The 19,561-nt window shown below is 57.4% G+C and carries 18 protein-coding genes; 13 read left to right on the top strand and 5 right to left on the bottom strand.

Annotated elements, in window-relative coordinates:
- The first annotated feature begins 206 nt into the window (after nt 1-206).
- Nucleotides 207-1,097, top strand: coding sequence for a DUF6030 family protein (locus CO667_RS23660; protein ID WP_097620738.1), 891 nt, complete (start codon nt 207-209; stop codon nt 1,095-1,097).
- 150 nt (nt 1,098-1,247) lie between these two features.
- Here CO667_RS23660 and CO667_RS23655 read toward each other — a convergent pair whose 3' ends face one another.
- On the bottom strand, nt 1,248-1,622 hold the full coding sequence (locus tag CO667_RS23655) for a hypothetical protein (protein ID WP_097620737.1): 375 nt from the start codon (nt 1,620-1,622) through the stop codon (nt 1,248-1,250).
- Nucleotides 1,623-1,826: 204 nt separating this feature from the next.
- On the opposite strand from CO667_RS23655, the gene CO667_RS23650 reads away from it, so the two are divergent.
- From CO667_RS23650 to CO667_RS23595, 12 genes are all read left to right on the top strand, one after another.
- Nucleotides 1,827-2,900 carry an endo-1,4-beta-xylanase gene (locus CO667_RS23650; RefSeq protein WP_097620736.1) on the top strand — a complete coding sequence of 358 codons (1,074 nt, stop codon included), beginning with the start codon at nt 1,827-1,829 and terminating at the stop codon, nt 2,898-2,900.
- 31 nt (nt 2,901-2,931) lie between these two features.
- On the top strand, nt 2,932-4,083 hold the full coding sequence (locus tag CO667_RS23645; RefSeq protein ID WP_097620735.1) for a glycosyltransferase: 1,152 nt from the start codon (nt 2,932-2,934) through the stop codon (nt 4,081-4,083).
- A complete protein-coding gene (locus tag CO667_RS23640) occupies nt 4,083-4,589 on the top strand; it encodes an acyltransferase (RefSeq protein ID WP_097620734.1) in 507 nt (168 codons plus the stop codon). Before CO667_RS23645 ends, CO667_RS23640 begins: the two co-directional genes overlap by 1 nt.
- On the top strand, nt 4,586-5,488 hold the full coding sequence (gene pssM / locus CO667_RS23635; protein WP_097620733.1) for an exopolysaccharide glucosyl ketal-pyruvate-transferase: 903 nt from the start codon (nt 4,586-4,588) through the stop codon (nt 5,486-5,488). The genes CO667_RS23640 and pssM overlap by 4 nt, the downstream gene beginning before the upstream one ends.
- 150 nt (nt 5,489-5,638) lie before the next feature.
- A complete protein-coding gene (locus CO667_RS23630) occupies nt 5,639-7,141 on the top strand; it encodes a lipopolysaccharide biosynthesis protein (protein ID WP_097620732.1) in 1,503 nt (500 codons plus the stop codon).
- A gap of 30 nt (nt 7,142-7,171) precedes the next feature.
- Nucleotides 7,172-8,203, top strand: coding sequence for a polysaccharide pyruvyl transferase family protein (locus tag CO667_RS23625; protein WP_097620731.1), 1,032 nt, complete (start codon nt 7,172-7,174; stop codon nt 8,201-8,203).
- Nucleotides 8,204-8,215: 12 nt separating this feature from the next.
- Nucleotides 8,216-9,037, top strand: coding sequence for a galactosyl transferase (locus CO667_RS23620; RefSeq protein ID WP_097620730.1), 822 nt, complete (start codon nt 8,216-8,218; stop codon nt 9,035-9,037).
- 81 nt (nt 9,038-9,118) lie between these two features.
- Nucleotides 9,119-10,063, top strand: coding sequence for a glycosyltransferase (locus CO667_RS23615; protein ID WP_097620729.1), 945 nt, complete (start codon nt 9,119-9,121; stop codon nt 10,061-10,063).
- Between the two features lie 24 nt (nt 10,064-10,087).
- Nucleotides 10,088-10,972 (top strand): glycosyltransferase family 2 protein, encoded by an 885-nt coding sequence (locus tag CO667_RS23610; RefSeq protein WP_097620728.1) that lies wholly within the window; start codon nt 10,088-10,090, stop codon nt 10,970-10,972.
- A complete protein-coding gene (locus CO667_RS23605) occupies nt 10,969-11,949 on the top strand; it encodes a glycosyltransferase family 2 protein (RefSeq protein ID WP_097620727.1) in 981 nt (326 codons plus the stop codon). Before CO667_RS23610 ends, CO667_RS23605 begins: the two co-directional genes overlap by 4 nt.
- Nucleotides 11,950-12,161: 212 nt before the next feature.
- Nucleotides 12,162-12,620, top strand: coding sequence for a glucuronosyltransferase (locus CO667_RS23600; protein ID WP_097620726.1), 459 nt, complete (start codon nt 12,162-12,164; stop codon nt 12,618-12,620).
- The gene (locus tag CO667_RS23595) at nt 12,617-13,093 is read left to right on the top strand and encodes a glycosyltransferase (protein WP_097620725.1); all 477 of its coding nucleotides are present in this window, start codon (nt 12,617-12,619) and stop codon (nt 13,091-13,093) included. Before CO667_RS23600 ends, CO667_RS23595 begins: the two co-directional genes overlap by 4 nt.
- Before the next feature lie 36 nt (nt 13,094-13,129).
- On the opposite strand, the gene CO667_RS23590 is transcribed toward CO667_RS23595, so the two are convergent.
- The 4 genes from CO667_RS23590 to CO667_RS23575 all read right to left on the bottom strand — a co-directional run bounded on the left by CO667_RS23590 (nt 13,130) and on the right by CO667_RS23575 (nt 19,334).
- A complete protein-coding gene (locus CO667_RS23590) occupies nt 13,130-13,825 on the bottom strand; it encodes an SGNH/GDSL hydrolase family protein (protein WP_097620724.1) in 696 nt (231 codons plus the stop codon).
- Between the two features lie 329 nt (nt 13,826-14,154).
- On the bottom strand, nt 14,155-15,465 hold the full coding sequence (locus tag CO667_RS23585; protein WP_097620723.1) for an HlyD family type I secretion periplasmic adaptor subunit: 1,311 nt from the start codon (nt 15,463-15,465) through the stop codon (nt 14,155-14,157).
- 15 nt (nt 15,466-15,480) lie between these two features.
- Nucleotides 15,481-17,247 (bottom strand): type I secretion system permease/ATPase, encoded by a 1,767-nt coding sequence (locus tag CO667_RS23580; RefSeq protein WP_097620828.1) that lies wholly within the window; start codon nt 17,245-17,247, stop codon nt 15,481-15,483.
- Nucleotides 17,248-17,741: 494 nt separating this feature from the next.
- Nucleotides 17,742-19,334: a right-handed parallel beta-helix repeat-containing protein gene (locus CO667_RS23575; RefSeq protein WP_097620722.1), complete on the bottom strand. Its 1,593-nt coding sequence runs from the start codon at nt 19,332-19,334 to the stop codon at nt 17,742-17,744.
- Between the last annotated feature and the right edge of the window lie 227 nt (nt 19,335-19,561).

Here is a 19,561-nt window from a genome sequence, read left to right as displayed (position 1 = left end):
TGCCGCTGCGATAGTCCTGTGCTGCCTGAGCAATTCCCGATGGAGATGGCGTTGCAGCGCCTCCGCCGAAATCGGTCTCCCTTCCGGATTGTGAAGCACAAAGGCGCCCAATTGCCGACACGAAGCCAAAGATATTTAACGGATAAATGTATACTGCTGGATTTAGACAGCCGATCGAAACCCTTCTCGTACCGGAGAAGACAAGCTTGCCCGAGAATTCATCGTCCGCAAATGCCAAACAGCCGGTGGGAAAACCGAAGATTCCCGTGGTCTTCTGGCTGCTGCTGACGATCTCCCTCTCGCTGGTCATGGGGACGGTGCTTCTTTCCAACGATATGAAACACTTGAAGACGGTCGGCCATTATTTTGGCTTCGATCTCTTTCCCCCTGAAATCAAAACGCCACCCCCCAGAGCCCTTCCCCGCCCGACGCCGCCGGCCATCTTTACGCTGCCTGTGCATCTCATCGAGCCACCGATGGCACAGACCGCGTCGACTTTTCTGCGGACATGGCGGATATCCGGGCCGGCAATGTGCGCGGCGCTGCGCACTGCCGGCATTCAAACCAGCGATTGGGCGGCGGCGAGCTTTAATGCCGACACGTTCGAATGCTTTTTCGAGCATAGCGGCAAGCGGGAGAAGGATCAGCTTCCGAACTCCGTCTTCGTCATCGTTCGCGGCGACGCCGCCGGCACGATCAACAATATGCGGGTGAAAATCATCAATCCCGAGACGGATCAGAATGGCCAGCTCGATCCCGGCATTCTGCGAATTTTCGAGACCATGTTGCAGCAACCGCAATGGCTCGATTTTCACGAGACGCTGAATGCGATCAAGAATCTCAGGGACATCAAGGAAGACGGCTTCGGAGCCAACATCACTTTCACCCGTGAGGTGCTCAACGCCGGGCGGTATAATTTCACGCTGTCGCTGGATGCGACCTCGGGACCGCAGAAAAGAACGAGAAATTATTTCTCCGGCAGAATATGGCTACCATCGCCGGACCCCATGGCCGAGACCGGCAGCCGACAACCGGAATCAGTATCGAAGCCCGCCGATGCCGGGGCGCCGGCGGAAAGCCCGCAACATCGGCGTTAGTGCGGTTCAGCTTTTAACGGAAGCGCAGAACCGCTCTATCCTTTTGTTTTTACGCAATTCCCGGCAAAAGCGCGCTTAGCCTGGGAAAACCGCTTCGCACTTTTCCTGGAATTGCTCTCGGTTTCCGGCCGCGCACCACACGCCGACGGATCACACCATGTAACTTGCATCGTCGTGATGTCTGGCCAAAATCTTGTAAAGCTCTTTCAGACTGTCCGCACTCGGCCGATCGGTGCCGTCCCCGCCCGCCAGGCGCCAGACACGCTCGACATTGAGATCCTGCGTGACTTGCGCAAGGTCGTCGTTCAGCGAGCGAATGACGATCTCCGATCGCTGCAACCGTCGCGACATTCTGACGAGCGCGGCAACCAGGAGAACAATGATGCCGATGACGCCGAGAACAAGAGCTGCGAACTGCCAATCATCGAGAAAGGATGGATCGTTTCGAACAGCCGCCATAAAAAAAACGGCATTTTGCAATGCCATATGAAAACAGCTCATCAGATAGCTAAACCAATCTTCCATCACGAGCGCCCTCCGGAACGATTTATATCTTGGAGCAGGCCGGCAAGTCTAGCAGAGACTGACAATATCCCCTACGGCGAAAGTATATTTGAGGTTGCATTACTCTACTTAATTGAACGCGAACCCCGCGATGGATCGTTGCCAGCGAGCCCGGCCATTCAATTTCCACCGCGGACATGAAAAAAGCCAACAGTGAGAGATAGAATGAAGAGAAGACGTTTCCTCGCCTCGGTTCCGCTCGCTTTGTTGTACGTCCGCGCGGGCCAGGCCCTTGCGCAGGTGCCTCCGGCCAAAGGGCTGCGCGCCCTTGCCGACAGCAAGGCGTTCCGATTCGGATCGGCAATCGACCTGCAGAACATCAGCGATCCAATCGCTTCCGAGATCTACATCGACAACGTCAATTCGATAACGCCGCGAAACGAGCTGAAGTGGAATGCGACGGAAAAGCGACCGGGGGTTTTCAGCTTCGGAAGCGCCGACCGGATGGTTGCATTTGCACGAAAAAACAACATGAGGGTTTATGGCCACACGCTGATCTGGTATCGCGTCCCGGAATGGGTGTCTGATATCACCGACGCGAAGACCATTCAGGCGGCGATGAACCGTCACATAAAACAGGTTGTCACTCGCTATAAGAACTCGATCGACGCTTGGGATGTGGTGAACGAGCCGTTGGAATATGATGCGCCGGATCTGCGGGATTGTGTTTTCCGTCGCCTTCTTGGCGACGATTATATTCGTATGAGTTTCGACATGGCGCATCAGGCCAATCCCGGTGCGACGCTGGTGCTCAATGAAACGCATCTGGAGAAAAAATCCGACGTGTTCGAACAGAAACGGGTGCGCATCCTGAAAATCGTCGAGGATCTCGTCGCCCGGAAAACGCCGATCAACGCCGTGGGGCTGCAGGCGCATTTCCGTCCCGGCTTCGACCGGATCGACCCGGAAGGAATGGGGCGTTTCTGCGCGGCGCTGAAGGACATGGGTGTCGGCGTTTTCATTACCGAACTCGATGCGTCCTGCCACTTCCTGGACCGCGACAAAGGCTTTTCGCCGGCGTCATACGCCGATATTTTCGGTGACGTGATCACCGTGGCCGCCGAGCGTGGCGACTTGAAAGGCGTGACAGTATGGGGCATGTCGGAAAAATACGGCGAGCCCGATGAGAAGGGCACCGGTCCGGATGCGGCGTGCACGAAGCGCGTTAATCTTTACGACGAAAGCAATACGCCGAGAAGTGCGGTTGATGGCATCCGACGGGCAATAGAGGCGATGTGATGCGCAAGACAACGGAGACATCGACAGATTCATGAGAAAAGCCGTTATTTACGTGGAAAAATTTTTGCCTGCCAGCCAGGCGTTTGTTCTCAACCAGGCGGTGGCATTTCGTTCATTCGAAGCTGAAATTCTTGCCGGCACGCGAATTTCTTCCGCCCATACTAAAAAATCCACCGTTCCGGTTCATGACATCCGTCGGTCCCCCATTGCACGCGCCGGAGAACTGCTTCTCAAAATCCCGCAGATCGGCCTGCCTTTCCTCTTTCCGGTGATCGGCAAAGCCGATCTCGTTCACGCCCATTTCGGCAAGAACGGTTATGTCATCGGGCCCCTGGCACGCGCCGCGGGCAAACCGCTCGTCACCACCTTCCACGGTTTCGACGCCACCTATGGCGGCGACCCGAAAAAGCCGGGCGGCTTCAATCAGGTGCGCTTCTTCGCCAAAGGCCGGAGCGAGATGGCCGGCTGGAACAGCTGGAATATCGCCGTTTCCGACTTCATCCGGGACCGGCTGCTGGGGCTCGGCTTTCGCGGCGACCGGGTCTTTCGCCATCATATCGGCATCGATCTCGATCTCTTCAAAATGGAACCCCGTCCCCGAAAAAAAGGATTGGTGGTTTCAATTGCCCGCTTCGTCGACTACAAGGGCCATCGTTTCATGATCGATGCGCTGTCCCGCGTGGCGGCTGCCGGCACTCCAGTCGAATTCGTCATGGTCGGCCAGGGTCCGTTGAAGGAGGAAATCGGAGCACTGGCGCGTCGTTCCTTGCCAAGCGTCACGATCCATGAAAATCTGTCGCAGACGGAGATAAGGGATCTGCTCGCCAGTGCTGAGCTTTATCTCCACGGAAGCGTGACCCTCGATAATGGTCACGCCGAAGCTTTTGGCCTCGCCAATCTCGAGGCGGAAGCCGTCGGAACTCCGGTTGTCGCATTTCGCTCGGGAGGCGTGGGCGAAGCGATCGAAGAGGGGAAAACTGGTTATCTCGTGGAGGAGCGGGATGTCGCAGGAATGGCGGAAGCGGTCGGAAGACTGCTCAACGACCAAGCCCTGTGGACAGCCTTCAGCGCGCGGGCACCGCTTCTGGTGGCCGAGCGCTTCGACTTACGTCGTCAGACGGGGATGCTCGAGGACTATTACAGTTCCGTGCTAGACGAATTTTCCAGCCGGGGTCGGACTTGATGGTGCAGACAGGAAAAAAGCCGAAGTGGGGACTGAACGTATTTCGGCCGCTGCGCAACGGAATTGTGACGGCCAAATGGCTCTATTATACGAAGTTCTGGGGAATGGACATCGATCCGACGGCCAGCTTTTCGCTGAGCGTGCGGTTCGACAAGACCAATCCGAAGGGATTGCATATCGGCGCGGAAACCTATGTCGCCTTTGAAGCGGCGATCCTGACCCACGACCTGACGCGCGGGCTCTATCTTCATACGCGTATCGGCAAACGCTGCTTCATCGGCGCCCGCAGCATCATTCTGCCGGGCGTCGAAATCGGCGACGAATGCGTCATCGGCTCCGGCTCGGTGGTGACCAAGAGTGTTCCGCCGCGCTCCCTCGTAGCGGGCAATCCGGCAAAGATAATCCGCAGCGACATCAAGATCATTTCACGTTACGGACGCATGGCACGCGAAGACGAAACGATTTCGCAGAACGTGACGCATTTGCCGACTGGAGAAGCACGATGAAGATGTTTGCCTACCGGGGGAAACACGAGAATTTTGGCGACGAGCTGAACCATTGGCTTTGGGAGCGCTTGCTGCCCGGCTTCTTCGACGATGACGAAGGTCAGCTCTTTCTCGGCATCGGCTCGATCCTTTACGACAATTTCGACTCGAACATACAGAAGATCGTCTTCGGCTCCGGTTATGGCGGCTACACCAACCCGCCGAAGGTCGACGGCAACTGGACATTCTATTTCGTGCGCGGAAAGAAGACCGCCGAAGTCCTCGGCATTGATCCGAGCTACGCCATCGGCGATTCGGGCATCCTGACGCGCAGCTGCTGGGATGCCAAGAACATCGAGAAGCGTTATCCGGTCTCCTTCATGCCGCACTATGAAAGCGCCATGTACGGCAGCTGGGATAAGGTCTGCGATCTCGCCGGCATCCACTATATCGATCCGCGCTGGTCGGTGGAAAAGGTTCTGACCGAAATCAGCGCATCACATAAAGTCGTCTCCGAGGCGATGCATGGCTGCATCATATCGGACGCGCTGCGCGTGCCATGGCGGGCGATCCGGCCGATCGCGCCGGGGAACAGAGCCAAGTGGTATGACTGGGCAAGTGCACTTGATCTGGAAATCGATTTTGATCCGATCGGCCCGTCGAACCTTGTCGAGGTCGGAGCGTCGCTGGTGCGGAAAAACACCTACCTGCTGAAGAACATAACGTTCCGTCACCGCCGGATCCGCCAACTCACGGGCAACTATGTCTTCGGATCGACGGTGAAGACGTTGCAGCGGGTGGCAGAAAAGCCGGGCCAGCTCAGCACGGATGCGTCTATCGTAAGGGCGCACGAAAAAATGCTGGCCGAGCTGAACCGGCTGAAGCAAGATTTTTCCAAGAAAACGGCAAGCGCCCTTTAAGGTCGCAATCGGTTTCGTGACGAGGCAATAAGGCATGATGCTTTCTAACTCCATCAATAACCTCTGCGCCCACAAGGGGCAGACGCATTTTGGATCAGCAGGCGGCCTGCGCAAATGGTCAAGGTTCTCGACATCAGGAGCGGTTCGCCCATGAGCAGCGTGACCGACCGACTGATTCAGGGCAGCATGTGGCTGAGTCTGTCCCGCGCCATCGTCAACGGACTTTCGGCACTCAGCACCTTTGTCCTCGCCTGGTATCTCGTACCGGCGGATTTTGGTCTCGTCGCCATTGCAACGACGATCCAAGTCATCTTGAGCTCGGTCACCGAACTTTCGCTCAATCAGGCGCTGATCCGCCACGAGTCTCCCAGCGAAAGCCATTTCAGCGCGGTGTGGACATTGAGCGTGACAAGAAGCGCCATCCTGGCGCTGCTGTTTGCCGCCGCGTCTTATCCGATCGCCGAATTTTATAACGAGCCTCGGCTGACCAGCGTGATGCTTGCACTCAGTTTCAGCCTGCTCCTGAGCGGTCTTGCCAATCCACGCCGCATCATGCTCCAGCGCGATCTGATCTTCTGGCAGGAATTCGTGCTGAACGTCTCGCAAAAGCTGGCTGGTTTTGTCGTGACAGTGGCAATTGCCGCCATCTATCAGAGTTATTGGGCGCTCGTGATCGGCACGCTTGCCTATCAGGTGACCAATATCATCGTGTCCTACACGGTCTTGCCGTTCTGGCCACGCATAACCTTCCGCCACGCCCGGGAATTGTTTTCCTTCTCGGTGTGGCTGACGGCCGGACAGATCGTCAACACGCTGAACTGGCGGATCGAGTATCTGTTGATCGGCAAGATGCTGGGCGCCACGCAGCTTGGTCACTATACCGTCGGCAACACCCTGTCCACGCTGCCGACGCGCGAGGCGACGGCGCCGTTGAACCAGACGATTTACCCGGGCTTTTCCAAGGTCCGCAACGATCCGGTCCGGCTTGTCGCAGCCTATCAACGCGCGCAGGCGCTGCTGGCGGCGGTGGCGCTCCCGGCGGGAATCGGCATGGCTGTCGTCGCCGATCCGATGATGCGGCTTGCCCTGGGAGAGAAGTGGGTTCCGGCGATCTTCATCGTCCAGGCGCTCGCATCGGTGTTCGCGCTGCAGACCCTCGGTTCGCTTGTCCAGCCGCTGGGCATGGCAAAGGGCCATACCAAGCTGCTGTTCATCCGCGACACGCAGATGCTGGTGGTTCGCGTTCCCATCATCATCGCCGGGCTGATGATGGCCGGACTGCCGGGCGTTGTCTATGCACGCGTGTTGACGGGCCTGATTTCCACCGCGGTCAACATGCTTCTCGTCAAGCGTTTGATCAATCTGCCATTCTTCCAGCAGCTCGCGGCCAACTTCCGCGCGCTTGCCAGCGTCGCCGTGATGGCCGCCGGCGTCTGGGGATTGTCGCATATCCTGAACACGCCGACCGACAAGACGGCGCTGGCCCTTCACCTGGCCATCCTCGTCGTCACCGGCGGTATTCTCTATCTCGGCTCCAGTTTTGTCCTTTGGCTTGCGATGAAGAAGCCGGATGGCCCGGAAACCGAAGTTCAGCGTATCTTTGTCAAGTTCCTGTCAAAAGCCAAACGTATTGCCGTACCCAAGTCGGCCTGAATTTAAACGAACATCAACAAGAGAGGCAGAATGACCAGCCAATCCAGATCTGAGCTGATCGCGAAACTCAACGGCATGATCCATGATTGCCTGAAGGACTATGTCTCGCGCGAGGAACCGCTCGCCATTCTCGACTTTCCGGACATCCGCAATTGCGGCGACTCGGCGATCTGGCTGGGTGAGATGGCCTATCTCAAGGATCGCTTCGGCAAGCGTCCGGACTATGTTTCTAGGCTGTACGACTTCTCCGCCGACGAGCTGAAGCGGCGGGTTCCCACCGGCCCGATCTTCATTCACGGCGGCGGCAATTTCGGCGATATCTGGGTTGCCCACCAGGATTTCCGCGAAATGATCATGGAGCGTTTCCCGGATCGTCAGATCATCCAGTTCCCGCAATCGATCCACTACAGTTCGCCGGAGCGCATCGAGCAGTCCAAACGGGCAATCGGGCGTCACAAGAATTTCGTTCTGCTCGTGCGCGACGAAGAATCGAAGGAATTTTCCGAGAAACACTTCGACTGCACCGTGCGGCTATGCCCCGATATGGCTTTCGCCATCGGCCCGCTTGCGGAAAGGGCGACGCAGATTCCCGTCCTCGCCATGTTGCGAGAGGATGCGGAAAGGGTTGGCGGCACCGATCGCAAGATCCCTTCCGACATTCCGGTGGAGGACTGGATCACCGAGTCGAAGCGGAAGGTGAATATCGCCAAGAAGCTGGGGGTAGCTTCAGCCTATCTTGCATTGAAGCCGAGCGAAGTTGCCTTGCGCAGGCTCGACGCCGCAGCGCATAACCGCTTCGAACGCGGCATCAGCCAGATTTCGCGGGCGCGCGCCATCGTCACCGATCGCCTGCACGTCCATATCTGCTCGCTGCTGCTCGGCCGTCCGCATGCCGTACTGGATAACAGCTATGGAAAGATCCGCCGTTTCATGAATGCTTTCTCCGGCGGAACGGATCTTTCATACAAGGCAACCTCGCTCGAAGACGGGATCGAGTGGGCGCGTCACCAGGCGATCAAGGGGCGTATCGATAACAAACAAGCTGTGGGCTTGCGGGCTTAAGGGGGTTATTGGATGCCACTCGTTACCTTCATCATCCCGGTCCGACATCAGGACAATGCCCGCGATTGGAGCAGGCTGAAGGCAAATCTCACCCAGACCGTGGCCTCCATTTCCAACCAGACCAATGGAGACTGGCGGGGAATCATCGTTGCGAATGAAGGGGCCGATCTGCCTGAACTGCCGGAAAAGTTTTCTGCCGTCCGCGTGACTTTTCCGCCGAACGACCTGCATGAACTTGGAAAGGGCAGCAAGGAAGACTTCCTTGACGCCTTCCGCGCGGACAAGGGCCGGCGGGTTCTGAGCGGCATGCTAAACGCCGCCGACAGCCGCTTTTTCATGATTGTCGACGACGATGACTTCGTGAGCTCTCGGATCGTGCAGCACGCATCCGAAAATCGGGACGCCAACGGCTGGACGATCGACCACGGTTACATCTGGGACGATGGCGGCAATTTCCTCCTCGGCCATGATGACTTCAGCCATCTCTGCGGCACATCCTTGATCATCCGTGCCGATCTCTACGATGTGCCGGACCGATTTGAGGATGCTTCGCTCGACTGGATCAAGTCGATGCTGGGCAGCCATGTCCGTATCGCGAAGATTCTGGCGCAACGCGGGGCGCCGCTTGCGAAGCTCCCCTTTCGCGGAGCAGTATACCGGGTCGCGCATGGCGGATCGCATAGTCAGGCGCCGAGCCTGCTGCGACAGTATTTCCTGAACCGCGGCGTGCTGACCAAACCGCGGCGCTGGCTACGCAATCTTCGTAAGCTGAGGGTAGTCGGTGAAACGCATAGGCGCGAATTCTTCGGCAAGACCCGGTCGAATCCGGCGTAAAAACCATTCGCCCGAACATCGCACAGGCAGTCAAAATATGACGCTTTTCTCTTTCGACTTCACCAAGAGGGTTGGTCACTGATGTCGGATCTATTCGTCAGCGTGCTCTTTGCATCCTACAATGGCGCCAGCCGCCGGCTGCGCCAGATGTTGGATTCCTTGGTGCGCCAGGAGCTTCCCCATGATCGGTGGGAATTGGTTGCTATCGACAACAACAGCAATGACGGCACGTTCGACCTTTTGAAGTCATATAGCGAGACGCTTCCGATCACCATCCTGCAGCAGCACAAGCCGGGAAAATCCGGCGCGCTGAATTTGGGTTTGGATCGGGTAAAGGGAGATCTCGTCGTCCTCACCGACGACGATATCCGCGCCGAACCGAATTGGCTGAAAGCCATCGTCGACTGCGCCACCGCCCATCCGGGCTATGGCGTCTTCGGCGGCAGAATCGTCCCCGATTGGGAAAAGGAACCGAAGGACCGCTTTATCGAGTGGATCCCGATGGGATCGACATTTGCGATCGTCGATGAAACGCAGAGCGGACCGTGTGACCCGACAAAGGTCTGGGGCCCGAACACGATCATTCGGCGAGAACTGCTGGGAACGAGCGTGCGCTACCGGGAAGATATCGGTCCTCTTCCGGGACCGATATTTGCCATGGGCGAAGATGCTGAGATCATCATTCGTCTGGCGGCAAATGGCGCCAAATCCTATCGATGCGCCGAGGCCGTGGTTCATCACTGGATTCCGGCCTCAAGTGTCACTGAGCATTGGGTACAGAAGCGCGGCGAACGGCTTGGCTACGGCATGCCGGCACTCTTTCCCGACGAAGTGCCCGGTGGGGTAAGGTTAAGCGGAGTTCCGCTTCCGACCTGGATCGAAAGCGCGCAATGGGGATTGCGGGCAGCCATGCTCTATCTCTTGCCGCAATCGAAGAAGCGTTTTTGGGCGATCTGGAAATATTACTACATGCGTGGGTATCGCGCCGGAATTCGCCGATACGCGCCCCAGACGCAGGCGCGGTGATCGATTGGCCCAGGAGGCGGTAATTTGAAACTCTCGGTGCTCATCAACAACTTCAACTACGGGCGCTTTCTGCGCCCATGCATCGACAGCGTTCTGTCGCAGGTCTACCCCGACTTCGAAGTGATCGTGGTCGACGATGGCTCGACGGATGATTCCAGGGAAATTCTCGCCTCCTATGGCGAGAAGATCCTGTGCGTGTTGAAGGAAAATGGCGGCCAAGCCTCGAGTTTCAACGCCGGTTTTGCGGCCGCGAGCGGTGACATCCTGTTTCTCCTCGATGCCGATGACGCGTTTCTGCCCGGTAAACTTGCGCGGATAGCCGAGATCTACGATCGCAACGAGATCGACTGGTGTTTTGATCGGGTAACGACCAATGAAGGCGACCGGCCGTCTGCGGAATTGCAAATGACCTTGTTCGACAAGCGGGAAACGCTTCGCCGGGGCGGCTTCCCCTCGCTTCCCGTTCCGACATCGGGCCTGAGCTTCCGACGCAGCCTGCTGGCGCAGATCCTGCCCATGACAGTCGCTACAGACGTCGTCCTCAGCGACAACTATATCAAGTTTGCCGCTGCCTATCTCGGCCGCGGCGCCATCGTCGAAACGCCGCTGACGTTTCAGCGCATTCATGCGTCGAACCGCTATACGGGCACGAGCAGGGCAAAGACGTTGCGCCCGCGGATCATGATTGCGACCGGACTGGAACTGGCGCGTCGTTATGATGGGCTGCAGGCGCTCGGCAAGAGCCTGGTGGCCGGCGGTATTGCCGAAACGACATCGCTGCTGAAGTTGCGCAGCGAAGCTCGCAGCACGGTCGCCGGCGGTCCGTTCGGCGATGCTGCCGCAACCGAAGTGGCGTTGATGGCGGCGCGCAAGCGTTTGGGAAATATGCTGCGAAGAGGACAGTCGTGAACCAACAAGAAACCTTCCCGCATTCATCCGCCGGCACGGCCGCGGCCACCGCGCCGTTGAAGATCGCCGTCGGCGTGCTGACCTATCGGCGTCTGGACGGGATCGCCAAGCTGCTTGACGTCATGACGCGTCAGATCCGGCACCCGGCCCGCCCCTATCATCTCACCATGGTGATCGTGGACAACGATGCGACCGGCAGCGCAAAGGCAACGGTGGAGGGCTTTGGCCAAACCGGCGCCTACGATCTGATCTACGTCGTCGAACAGAACCAGGGCATACCCTTTGCGCGGAACCGCGCGCTGGATTCGGCACCTCCCGGCACCGACCTCTTCTGCTTTCTCGACGATGACGAATGGCCGGTCGACGGCTGGCTGGACGCTATGCTGGAGACCCGCGAGAAAAACCGCGCCGATTGCGTCTATGGCCCCGTCCAGCCGGTCTACCCCGAAAACCCACCGGAATATTTCATCAAGGCCAGGGTATTCGAGCGCAAGAAGAACATGGACGGCCAGCGTATCGGCTATGCGGCTTCGAACAATGTCATGTTCGACTATCCGCTGATCCGCTCATGGAATCTTCGTTTTGAGGAGAAGATGCGCTTCACCGGCGGCACGGACTATCTCTTCTTCAATCAGGCCATCCGCCGCGGCATGCAGATTTTCTGGGCCGACAAGGCCCTTGTCTATGACATCGTTCCTGCGAACCGGATGACCTGGAAATGGGTGTTGCAAAGACAGTACCGGCTCGGCAATACCTTCGCAGTCAGCGAGGTTCTGCATGGCAACCTTAAGCGCCGGATTTATCGCGCTGCCTATGGTGCCACGAGAGTGGTGCTTGGACTGGCCATGCTGCCGGCGATCTTGATTTCACCCTATTGGGGCATGCGTGCCCTCACTCATGTTCTGCGCGGCGCCGGCATGGTCAACGGGATTCTCGGACATGCATACCAGGAATATAAGCCGAATGCGGCTCACTGATATTGTTTGCCGGGAGCATTTTGGGATAAATTTCGAGGCATCTTATGTTCCAAACCATAACATCACAAGTGATTGGCCCTCCATGAACTTCAAGGCTTCGACCAACGCGGCCAAAAATGTTACAGTTCGGCGGAACTCTCGAGACACAACCGCTGTTCGAACAGAATTGTTTTTCACTCTTATCATCGGTCAAATATAGGAGATGCCTGTCTATGACTGAAAAAAAGTTAAAGGTTCTCGCCGCCTCCTCGGGAGGCGGCCATTGGGAACAGTTGATGGCCATGCGCGGCGCATTCGAGGGCTGCGATATCATCTTTGCAACCACCATCCCGGGCCTTCTTGCCAAATATGACATTCGCGACGGTCTGGTGCTTCCCGATTGCAGCCGCGACTCGATTAGCATGTCGATCCGCTGCTTTTTCAGCGCCTTCTCCATCGTCATCAGACACAGGCCTGATGTCATCATCTCCACCGGTGCCGCGCCCGGACTTTTTTGCCTGCTTGCCGGCAAATTGACGGGCAAGCGGACGATCTGGATCGACAGCGTCGCCAATGTCGAGAAACTGTCCCTGTCGGGAAAATTGGCTGGCCGTATTGCGACGCTCTGGCTCACGCAATGGCAACATTTGTCGCGGCCGGATGGTCCCCACTACGCAGGAGCTGTGCTTTGATCCTTGTCACCGTCGGAACGCAGCTGCCGTTTGATCGCCTCGTCAAGGCTGTCGACACCTTCGCAAAGGACTTGTCCAGGCCGGTTCTGGCGCAGATCGGCAAAGGCACCTACACGCCCCAGAATATGAAATGGATCAAGAATATCGAGCCCGCGGACTTCGATAAGGTCTTTTTCGATGCAAGCGTTATCGTCTCTCATGCGGGAATCGGCACGGTGCTGACCGCGAAACGTTTTGGAAAACCGATTATTCTCGTTCCCCGGCAGGCGTCTCTTGGCGAGCATCGAAACGATCATCAGCTCGCCACGGTAGGCCAGCTCGCCGGCCGGCCCGGCATCTATGTCGCGCATACCGACGAGGATCTCAAAAACTATCTTCTCGACGATCTGGACAGTCCCTCGCACGAGGACCCATCTGAGGTTGGACGGACGTCGCTGGTCAAATACCTCAAAGGCTATCTCGCGACCGTCTGAACCCAAGCCCCCCGCGGACGCGATCGGCCAGATCTTTCATTCTTTGCAATTGCCGCCGGCAATATGTTTGACAAGTTCCGGCACGATGATTTTGGAAGCAATGTCCGGCAGGGGATGGGCGCCATCAGGAATTGCTGCGGCCAGATCCCCCGGCGTCAGACGCTGCCAGTTGGGCTGGTGGTCGACAAACTCCAGACCCCGTTCCTGCGCCACCGCCTGATGGGCCGAGATGTAGCTACCGACAAAGGGACGGATCAGTCCACGCAGTCCCGAAAACGGATTCATCGCCATGACGATGATCCGGGCTCGCGGCAGGCGCTGCCGAAGCTGGTCGAGGATGTCGCCGATATTCTTCCGGCTTTGCGCAAGCGACACGAACCGCTGCAATGCTGCATCGTTGGCGTAAAGCTCGATCAAAACGATATCCGGCTGCCCGGCAACGACGCGATCCACCTGGGTAAGGGCCCATAGTGACGTCTCGCCGCTCTTTGCGACGCTCTCGACCTTCACAGGTCTTTGCAGGCAGGCTGAGAGCCCCGTCTCGAGAGACGGCTGCCATCCCCCGCGGGCCGTCAAGGATGTACCGAAAGCCACTATTTTCAACGGCGGAAGGCCCTCGGCATAACTGTCCCTGGTCACTGAAAACATCGCGAGACAGGCCAAAAACAAAACCAGCGCATAAGCCGGTCGCCTCCGAATTCCCGCCGTTCGCCAAAGCCGCAAACCGATCATAGGAAGACCCTGCCGCAGGCTTGAGACAATTTCGTGAAATAGCCGCTGATGCCTATTCGATCGTGGCAAATAACCCCACCCAAACCTAAAGCATGTTCCGCAGAACTGTGTAGCGGTTGCGATAACGACATGCACTAGATCGGTTCAGCTTTCAACGGAAGCGCAGAACCGCTCTATCCCTTTGTTTTTATGCAATTCCCGGCAAAAGCGCTTCGCGCTTTGCCTGGGAAAAACGCGTCGCGAATCGGAAAGATTCGCGACGCGTTTTAGCGGATGACAACGGCTTCTTCGAAACGTTGGAGTTCTTGACGGTCCGATACGGCCGCCAATCACTCCTCACGAAATACGTGCTGCATCTGATCGGTCAGCGGCTTCGTCAGATAGGAGATCACGGTTCTGTCGCCGATCTTGATAAAGACTTCCGCCGGCATGCCGGGATAGAGCTTTATGGACTTCAGCTTGGCGATGCTCGCAGCCTCCGGCTTGACGCGAAGGGGATAGTAGCTGATGCCGGTGCGTTCGTCCTTGACGATATCAGGCGCAATCGAGGTGATCTCACCGCGCACGTCGGGCGTCGTGCGCTGATCGAAGGCGCTGAATCGCACATCGACAAATTGGCCGACGTGAACCTGATCGATATCGCGAGTAGCGACTTTCGCCTCAACCGTAAGGTCATCGTTTTCAGGAACGACGAGCATCAGCGTCTGGCCGGGATCGATGACGCCATTGACCGTGTGAACGGCAAGTTCGTGAACGCGCCCGCTCAACGGCGCGGTAATATCGAGACGGCGGAGTTGATCGACCGCGGCGCCACGGCGCTCTTCATTTTCGGCGATCTTCGCCTCGACGTCGGTCAGGTCCTTTGCGATCTCCGAACGACGATCCTCGTCCAGCTGAATCGACTGACGATCGATCTCGATCGCCTTACCTTCGGCTTCCGCCTTTGCGGCGATTTCCTGGCCACTGTTACCCTGGAGATCGGCGCGCGCGCGTTTGAGCGAATTCAAGCGCTGAAGTGTGACCAGCCCCTTCTTGTAGAGAGTGTCGACGCCTTCAAGCTCCTGTTCGATCAAGCCCAGCGAATCGTTGGTGGCGTTGATCTGAACGACCAATCCCTTGACCTGCTCGGCCAACTGATCCTTGCGCGACGCCAACTGGCTCTTCATTCCGATCAGCGCCGACCTGCGGCTGTCGAACAGTTTCTGCTCGCCATCGAGAAGATCCCGCGCGGCCGTGTTGGATGATGTCAGATCGCGGATATTTTCCTCGACCTGAAAGGAATCGTCGCCGATCCGTTCCGCCTTCAGACGGGCGCGGCGCGCATAGAGCTGGGCGAGCGTGCTTTCGACGATCGAAAGGTTTGCTCTCGTCGACGTTCCATCGAGGCGTATCAGGACCTGGCCGGCCGACACGTGGTCATTTTCGGAGACCAGAAGTTCCGACACGATACCGCCGGTCAGGTGCTGGATCTTCTTGACATCGCCGTTGACGACGACCACGCCTTCGCCGATGACGGCGCTCGAAAGCTCCGTCGTTGCCGCCCAACCGCCAATGCCGCACACGAGAGCTATCGACAAGGCGCCGACAATGGCGACATGACGGTTGAGGGAGCGTTTCGATTCGCTGATGACTTTGCTCACAATCTTCTCCCCGGCCTATTCGGCCGCATTCATGCCGTCGACGACGACTTTGAGCTGAGCCACACGATCTGCAATCGGCGTACGCGCCGCTTCCGGTCGGCTGACCCGTGCCAGAACTTCTTCCTTGGGACCGAAGGCGATCATCCGGCCGTCCTGCATCATCAGCACGAAGTCGCACACCGCCAGAACGCCGGATCGATGTGCGATGACGACGACGATGCCGCCGCGTGCGCGCACGCTCATGATCGCGGCACTCAGCGCCCGCTCGCCTTCTTCATCGAGATTGGAGTTCGGTTCGTCGAGCACCACGAGGAATGGTTCGCCGTAAAGCGCTCTTGCCAGCGCGATACGCTGTCTCTGGCCGGCCGAAAGCGCTGCACCGCCATCGCCGATTTCGGTTTCGTAACCGTTCGGCAGACGAAGAATGAGATCGTGAACACGCGCCGCCCTCGCCGCGGCAACCACCGCCTCAGGCGACATATCTTTGGCGAAACGGCAGATATTCTGCGCGACGGTTCCTGAAAACAGTTCCACGTCCTGCGGGAGATAACCGATATGCCGGCCAAGCGCGTCGCCATCCCACTGGTCGAGTGCTGCGCCATCGAGGCGAATGGATCCCCTGACAGTCGGCCAGATACCCATCATCGCCCGCGCCAGCGACGACTTGCCCGAGGCGCTGTAACCGATGACCCCGAGTGCGCTCCCTGCCCTCAGGCCGAAGCTGACATCGGAAATGACCAGGCGCTGGCCCGCCGGCGGTCCGCTTGCCACCCCCTCGACCGTCACCTGCTTGGAAGGCGCCGCAAGCGCGAGCGGGGCCGGGATTTCCGGAATGGTTTTCAACAGATTCGCAAGCCGCGCCCAACTCTGCTGGGCGGAAACGAAACCGCGCCAATTTCCGATCGCCGCTTCCACAGGCGCCAGAGCGCGAGACGTCAGAATAGAGCCGGCGATGATAATGCCGGAGGAGGCCTGCCCTTGAATGACCAGGATCGCACCGGTCGCCAGCGTTCCGGATTGCAGGGCAATGCGGAAAATCTTCGACAGCGTCGCATATCCGTTCCCGACATCGGATGCTTGCCGGGTGATGCCCCGGTATTCCGCGTTTTTGCGATCCCAGATTTCAGCCATGGTGCCCGCCATGCCCATGGCGTGAATGACCTCGGAGTTACGGATCGAGCTCTGCGCAAAGGCATTCCGCATATTGCCGGCTTCGGATTGCTGTTTTGAGAGCGTACGCGTTCCCTGGTTGGTCATGAACGTCAGGATGGCGAGAACCAGCGATCCACCGATCGCGATATATCCGATCGCCGGATGAAACAGGAAGCAGATCACGATATAGAAGGGAAGCCAGGGCAGATCGAACATCGCCGTCGGGCCCATGCCGGACAGGAAGGTTCTGATCTGGTCGAAGTCGCGCAGCGGCTGCAGCCCGTCCCCACCGATCTTGACCTTCAACGGCGCCTTGATGAGCGCCCGGAACACACGTCCGTTCGTCATCTCGTCGAGCGCACCGGCAACGCGCACGAGCATTCTGCTCCTGAGAACTTCGAACGCGCCCTGAAAGGCGTAGAGAGCTAACGCAAGTATTGCCAAAGCAGCCAGCGTCGGAATGCTTTTGGCGGGAATGACGCGGTCATACACCTCAAGCATAAAAAACGAACTTGTGAGATAAAGGATATTGATGAGCGCGCTGGCTATGCCAATGAAGACAAGACCTCCCTTGCATTTCCGCAAGGCTTTAGATGGCTCACTGACATCAGCTGCTGAACTCTGAAACACCAAATAATCCTCTCCTACCGCATCGCACTTAGGTAACGCCAACGCACACTGCAGTTACGGGTCAATCAAGCCCGATCAATGACATAGTTGCATTTGGATCGTCGGCACCAGCGCCGGACCTCCGCTTGCAAGCTCACGACTTATTATATGAATCCCACTGAAATATGACCAAAAGTTCCAATTTTTAGCGCGCGAGTTTAGGGGTCTAGCTTAACGCTACGATAAATATACCGGTTTAAGCAAGTGAAAATCCAAAACCGCCCAATAACGGCTCAAAGCACTGACCGCCTTTCACGCATAGACACGATGTTTACTCAGGCATTAACTATACATTCCATATACAGTCTGCCTGTTTGTGAACGACGGAAACATTTTGCCGTCAGCCATCCCCGGCTCTTTTGATTTCAGCCGCCGACGGCGGCAGATTGCCGAGCTTAGGCCTTGGCAGGCCGGTCAGCAGCGACCGGTTGACGCTATCGCGGCGATAGTCTGTTTCAGACCAATATATGGCTATTATGGAATGCATCCACATTGATGCCGACGCTCAAGCTGTCCGTATCGATGTGCGAAGCGCCGTCAGAGATCTTGTACTGGAAGGACTCGCTGACCTTTCCGCTAAGGCCGGCGATTTTCGCCGCATCAACCGTGTAGGTGTAGTCGCCGTCGCTCTCCACATGGATGACACCGTATTTTCCGATCAGCGTCAGACCGTGTTTATCCACCGCGCTATCACCGAAGCGACGAAGCAGCACGATCCCGTTGGTCGCACTATCGTTTTCAAGCAGATTGCCGTGATAGGCGCTGCCGGTGTCGGTCGAGATCTTCAGGCTGTCATGCACTGCGATAATTTTAGCAGCGACGGCGGCAGGTGCCGTAGGCGTTTCGATGACCGGCGTTGGCGTGCTCGTCTGCGGCTGCACCGGCACGTCCACATGCGGCTCGGCAGTTGGTGTGGCGGGCGTCTGTTCACTGCCTGGCGTGCCGGCAGCATTGTCGAGTTCGGCCTGGGCTTGTTCGAGCGTCTTACTGTCGCTGACAGAGAACGTGTTTGCGACGGCAATGACGGCAGGCATCGTGAACGCCGACACCAGGCTGTCGACTATATTGTCATGGAAAGAGCCCGATGCAGCTCTGTCGACCTTCAGCGCCGAAGAGGATAGATCGTCAAAGACATTGTCATGGATATCGATATTCGAGCGAACATAATCTGGATAACCCGCCGCACTGATCGATACGCCCCACACGCCGTCGTGAATATAGTTTCCGCTGATGTCGTAGTTCTTCGCATCGCCCTGATCACCAAGTCCGATGCCGTAGGACCATTTGTAGCCACCAAATCCGGAGATATCGTTGTCGTGGATGGAGATATTCGTGCCCGCCTGAGCACTCAAGCCGAAGCCGCCGCCGACCAGCGTGTTGCCCTCGACCACGGCATTTACAGCCTGGACCAGCACGAGGACACCCTTGGCGCTGTTGGTCTCCGTCTGCTCCAGATGATTGTCCTTGACCAGGATATTGCTGCTGTTGTTGAGTTGGATGGCGTCCGCCGCTGCGCCCTGGCTGTTGGTCACGGTATTGTTGATCAGGGTGACGCCGTTGACCTTGTCCATCCAAATGCCATCGGCATGCACACCGGTCAGCGTGCTGTTCTCAATCGTGATGTTCTGGCTGCTTTGGAAGCTGACTGAACCGGCCTTTCCGGCCAGGCCCGTATTTGTCACCTCGACGTTGCGCACCGTCCAGTTCGACACATTCCCCGCATATATCGCGTTGGCCCCGGTGTCGGCGATCTTGATGTTCTCGATGACGATATTCGAAGCCTTGGAACCGTGGATACCGTCATTGCTGCTGTGAATGACCGGTGCATCACCGATACCATAACTGCCGATCGTGATCGGAGCAGTAATGCTGCCTGAATACTTCAGGTCGAACTGTTCGTTGAACACACTGCCGGCAGCAAGCAGCACGCTGTCGCCGGGATTGAGCTTCAAGGATTCGACAGCGGACAAAGTCGCAAAAGCTGAATTCTCGCCGGTTCCGCTATTGTGGTCGGACCCTGTCGCTGAATTCACGTAATAGACGGTCATGCTCTGATCTCCCCGAGGTAATGGAAATCTTTTAAGCGGGGACCTCTCTCTGTCGGCTAAAATGAAACACTAAAATGCCGGACATTCCGCAATAATTCTTGATTCTTGAAGAATAGACATTTTCACGCGACGCACATTTCGCATTGCAGCAAATTTGTACCGTCTAATGCACGTCAGTTACTCAGGCATCCTCGTGATGCCAAGTTTATTTTCCAACTGATGGCGCG

The organism is Rhizobium sp. L43 (assembly GCF_002531725.1).
In the GTDB taxonomy this organism is placed as follows: Bacteria; Pseudomonadota; Alphaproteobacteria; order Rhizobiales; family Rhizobiaceae; genus Rhizobium.
The sequence above is the reverse complement of the archived record's forward strand: the minus strand, read 5'-3'. Positions and strand labels throughout refer to the sequence as shown.